This window comes from Brevundimonas sp., from assembly GCF_013823285.1.
GTDB lineage: Bacteria > Pseudomonadota > Alphaproteobacteria > Caulobacterales > Caulobacteraceae > Brevundimonas.
The window spans coordinates 1-4,222 of record NZ_PNLV01000152.1 but is presented as its reverse complement, the minus strand read 5'-3'; the positions used below and the strand labels follow the sequence as shown (position 1 = coordinate 4,222).

General features: G+C 70.7%; 3 protein-coding genes. 1 reads left to right on the top strand and 2 read right to left on the bottom strand.

All coding sequences use genetic code 11. The features are described from left to right. Positions 1-560, bottom strand: a 560-nt coding sequence (locus tag C0461_RS13650; protein WP_292107769.1) for a LysE family translocator, incomplete at its 3' end; no start/stop codon positions are given. 4 nt (positions 561-564) lie between these two features. Then, positions 565-2,469, bottom strand: coding sequence for a BCCT family transporter (locus C0461_RS13645; protein WP_292107767.1), 1,905 nt, complete (start codon positions 2,467-2,469; stop codon positions 565-567). Between the two features lie 204 nt (positions 2,470-2,673). On the opposite strand from C0461_RS13645, the gene C0461_RS13640 reads away from it, so the two are divergent. Next, a partial coding sequence (locus C0461_RS13640; RefSeq protein ID WP_292107766.1) for a Clp protease N-terminal domain-containing protein occupies positions 2,674-4,222 on the top strand: 1,549 nt, incomplete at its 3' end.

Genomic DNA, 4,222 nt, shown 5'->3' with positions numbered 1-4,222 from the left:
CGGGGGCCCTGCATGCGCTCGGTCAGGCCGCGCCCGGCGCCCGCCGCGCTGAACACCACCAGCGAATGCACCACCACGGCGATGGTCAGGTGCAGGCCGCCGAGGATCAGGGCCTGGGTCAGGGGCGCGGCGTAGCCGGGCCGGATGAAGGTGGGCAGCAGGGCCACATAGAACACCGCCGCCTTGGGGTTCAGCAGATTGCCCACCATGCCGCGCAGGAACAGGGCCCGGCGGGTCGCCTCGGGCGCGTCCCGGTCGGCGGTCCCGTCGCCGCGCCACGCCTCCCACGCCAGCCACAGCAGGAACGCCACCCCGGCCCAGCGGATCACCTCATGAACCGCCGGATAGTCCAGCACGAATTGGGTCAGACCCAGCAGCGCCGCCCCAAGCCACGCCGCCAGCCCCACGGTGATCCCCGCCACCGCCGCCAGCCCCGCCGTGCGCCCGCGCGACAGACTGACCAGCGCCAGCCAGCCCATGTTCGGCCCCGGCGTCAGCTCCACCAGCACCATGGCCATCAGGAACGGCGCGATGATCGCGGGATCGAGCGGCGTGGTCACCGGCTCACCCCCGTCGCCATTTCGCCAGATCGTCCAGGATCTCCGCCTCGATCTGGGCGCGGGTGAAGCCGGTCACGTCCTGACGGCGCCCGCCCTGGGCCTGGGCGGTGAGGCGCCACTCCACGGTGCGCCTGTCCTCCGGCGCCTCCAGCGGCGACAGGGCGGGCAGGGGCCGGGACGCGGCGGTCAGCCGCCAGGTGAAGTCGGCCCAGCCGGGGTGGTGCACGGTCAGCGCCGCCCCGTCCTCGAGGGTGGTCACCTCGGCGGTCTCCATGCCCTCGGCCGTCAGGGCGGCGGCGGCCGCCTGCATGGCCGGAACGCCGTGCTGCGCGATCTGGCGTTCGATGTCGCGGCGCCGGGCCGGTGCCAGCAGGCGCTTGACCCGCTCGGCCAGCGGCGGCTGTTCGGTCTCGATCTCGCGCCCGGCGGCGTCGGCGGACATCTGCCGCACCAGCCCGGCGGTCAGCAGGATCATGATCACCGCGAACGGCAGGGCGGCCACAAGGGTCGCGGCCTGCAGCGCCCCCAGCCCGCCCGCCAGCAGCAGCAGGGCCGCCGCCAGCCCCTCCATGGAGCACCAGTACACCCGCTGCCAGCGGGGCGTGTTGTCCGCGCCCCCCGAGGCGATGGTGTCGATCACCAGCGAGCCGGAGTCCGCGCTGGTCACGAAGAACACCGCCACCAGGAAGACCGCCAGGGTCGAGGTGATGGCTGTGCCCGGCAGATATTCGAAGAACTGGAACAGGGCCGTGGACAGGTCCGTCTGCACGGCCTGGGTGATCGCGCCCGCCGCCACGCCCATGTCCAGGGCGATGGCCGTATTGCCGAACACGGTCATCCACAGGAAGGTGAAGCCGGTGGGCACCAGCAGCACCCCGGCGGCGAACTCGCGCACCGTCCGCCCCCGCGAGATGCGGGCGATGAACATGCCCACGAAGGGCGACCATGCGATCCACCAGGCCCAGTAGAACAGGGTCCAGTTGGCCATCCAGCCCCGCGGCTCATAGGCGTACAGATTGAAGGTCCGCTCGAAGAAGTGGTCCAGATACAGGCCGAAATTTTGCACCGCCGCCTTCAACAGGAACCCGGTCGGCCCGGCGATCAGCACGAACAGCATCAGCCCCACGGCGATGGTCAGGTTCAGCTCTGACAGCCGCCGCACGCCCCGGTCCAGCCCGGTCAGCACCGAGATCAGGGCCGCCCCCATCACCACCGCGATCAGCCCCACCTGCACCCAGGCGCCCGTCGGCATTCCGGTCAGATAGTTGAGCCCGCTGTTGATCTGGGCCACGCCCAGCCCCAGCGAGGTGGCGATGCCGAAAAGGGTGCCGCAGATGGCGAAGATGTCCACCGCGTCGCCGATGGGCCCGTTGATGCGCCGGCCCAGCAGGGGATGCAGTCCAGAGCGCAGGGTCAGGGGCAGGCCCTTGCGGTGCGCGAAATAGGCCAGGCTCAGCCCCACCACCGCATAGACGGCCCAGGCGTGCACGCCCCAGTGGATGAAGGTGATGACCATGCCCTCGCGCGCGGCGGCGAAGGTGCCCGGCGCGGCCTCGGGCGGGGCGGCGTAGTGCTGCACCGGCTCGGCCACGGCGAAATACATCAGACCGATGCCCATGCCCGCGGCGAACAGCATGGCCAGCCACGACAGGTAGGGGAAGTCCGGCTCGCAGTCGTCGGGCCCCAGCTTCAGCCGCCCGGTGGGCCCCACGGCCAGCCACAGCACCACCCCCAGGAACCCCGCCACCGAGGCCACATAGAACCAGCCGAAGGTGTCGATCACCCAGGCCTGGGCGTGGCCGAAGGCGTAGTCCGAGGCGCCCGGCGCGATCAGGGCCACGGCCAGCAGGGCGCCGATGATCAGGCTGGCGCCCCAGAACACGCGCGGGTTCATCTTCGATTTCAGCATGGAAGCGAAGCGTAGCGGCGTAGCGCCGGTTCCGCGACCCCTTGCGTGACCTAATCGCCACACCTACTTCAGCCTCATCGCCCATGGCGTCGCTTCCCGAAGGGCGCCGGCGGGCGCATTGTCCGCTTGCCGATGGGGCCTGTGTCCGCATCGGTCTCCAAGATCAGCGTGTCGCCCCTTCGGGGACGCGCAGGGGATGCCCGAATGAACCTCGACCTCTATTCCGACCGCGCCAAGACCGCGATCCAGTCCGCCCAGAGCCTGGCCCTGGCCCGCCGCCACCAGCAGTTCGCGCCCGAGCATCTGCTCAAGGTGCTGCTGGAGGAGCGCGACGGCCTGGCCCGCAATCTGATCACCGCCGCCGGCGGCGACGCGGCCAAGGCCGAGACCGCCGTGGAGACCGCCCTGTCCAAGCGGGCCCAGGTCTCCGGCGGCTCGGGCCAGCTGTATCTGGACGGCGACACCGCCCGGGTCTTGGCCGCCGCCGAGGCCGCGGCCAAGAAGGCCGGCGACCAGTTCGTCACCACGGAACGCGTCCTTCACGCCATCGCGAAAGAGGGCGGGGTCGCCGCCACCGTGCTGGCCTCGGTGGGCGCCACGCCCGAGGCGCTGGATGACGCCATCAACGAGCTGCGCAAGGGCAAGACCGCCGACTCCGCCGCGGCCGAGGACGCCTATGACGCCCTCAAGCGCTACGCCCGCGACCTGACCCAGGCCGCCCGCGACGGCAAGGTGGACCCGGTCATCGGCCGCGACGAGGAGATCCGCCGCACCATTCAGGTCCTCGCCCGCCGCACCAAGAACAACCCCGTCCTGATCGGCGAGCCCGGCGTCGGCAAGACCGCCATCATCGAAGGATTGGCGTTGAGGATCGTCAACGGCGACGTGCCGGAGTCGCTCAAGGACAAGAAGGTGCTGGCCCTCGACATGGGCGCCCTCATCGCCGGGGCGAAATACCGCGGCGAGTTCGAGGAGCGGCTCAAGGCGGTGCTCAACGAGGTCACCGCCGCCGAGGGCCAGATCGTCCTGTTCATCGACGAGATGCACACCCTGGTCGGGGCCGGCAAGACCGACGGCGCCATGGACGCCTCCAACCTGCTCAAGCCCGCCCTGGCGCGCGGCGAGCTGCACTGCGTCGGCGCCACGACGCTGGATGAATACCGCAAGCATGTGGAGAAGGACGCCGCCCTGGCCCGCCGCTTCCAGCCGGTGTTCGTGGACGAGCCCTCGGTGGAGGACACCGTCTCGATCCTGCGCGGCCTGAAGGAGAAGTACGAAGTCCACCACGGGGTGCGCATCGCCGACGGCGCCATCGTCGCCGCCGCAACCCTCAGCAACCGCTACATCACCGACCGCTTCCTGCCCGACAAGGCCATCGACCTGATCGACGAGGCCGCGTCGCGCGTGCGCATGGCCGTGGACTCCAAGCCCGAGTCCCTGGACGAGATCGACCGCCGTCTGGTCCAGCTCAAGATCGAGCGCGAGGCCCTGAAGAAGGAGACCGATCAGGCCTCCCGCACCCGCCTCGAAAAGCTGGACGAGGAGATCGCCACGCTTCAGGCCGAGTCCGACGACCTGACCGCCCGCTGGAAGGCGGAGAAGGACAAGGTGGGCCAGTCCGCCCAGCTGCGCGAGACCCTGGACCGCCTGCGCAACGAACTGGCCGCCGCCCAGCGCGCCGGCGACCTGGCCCGCGCCTCAGAGATCGCCTACGGCCAGATTCCCGGCATCGAGAAGCAGCTGGCCGAAGCGG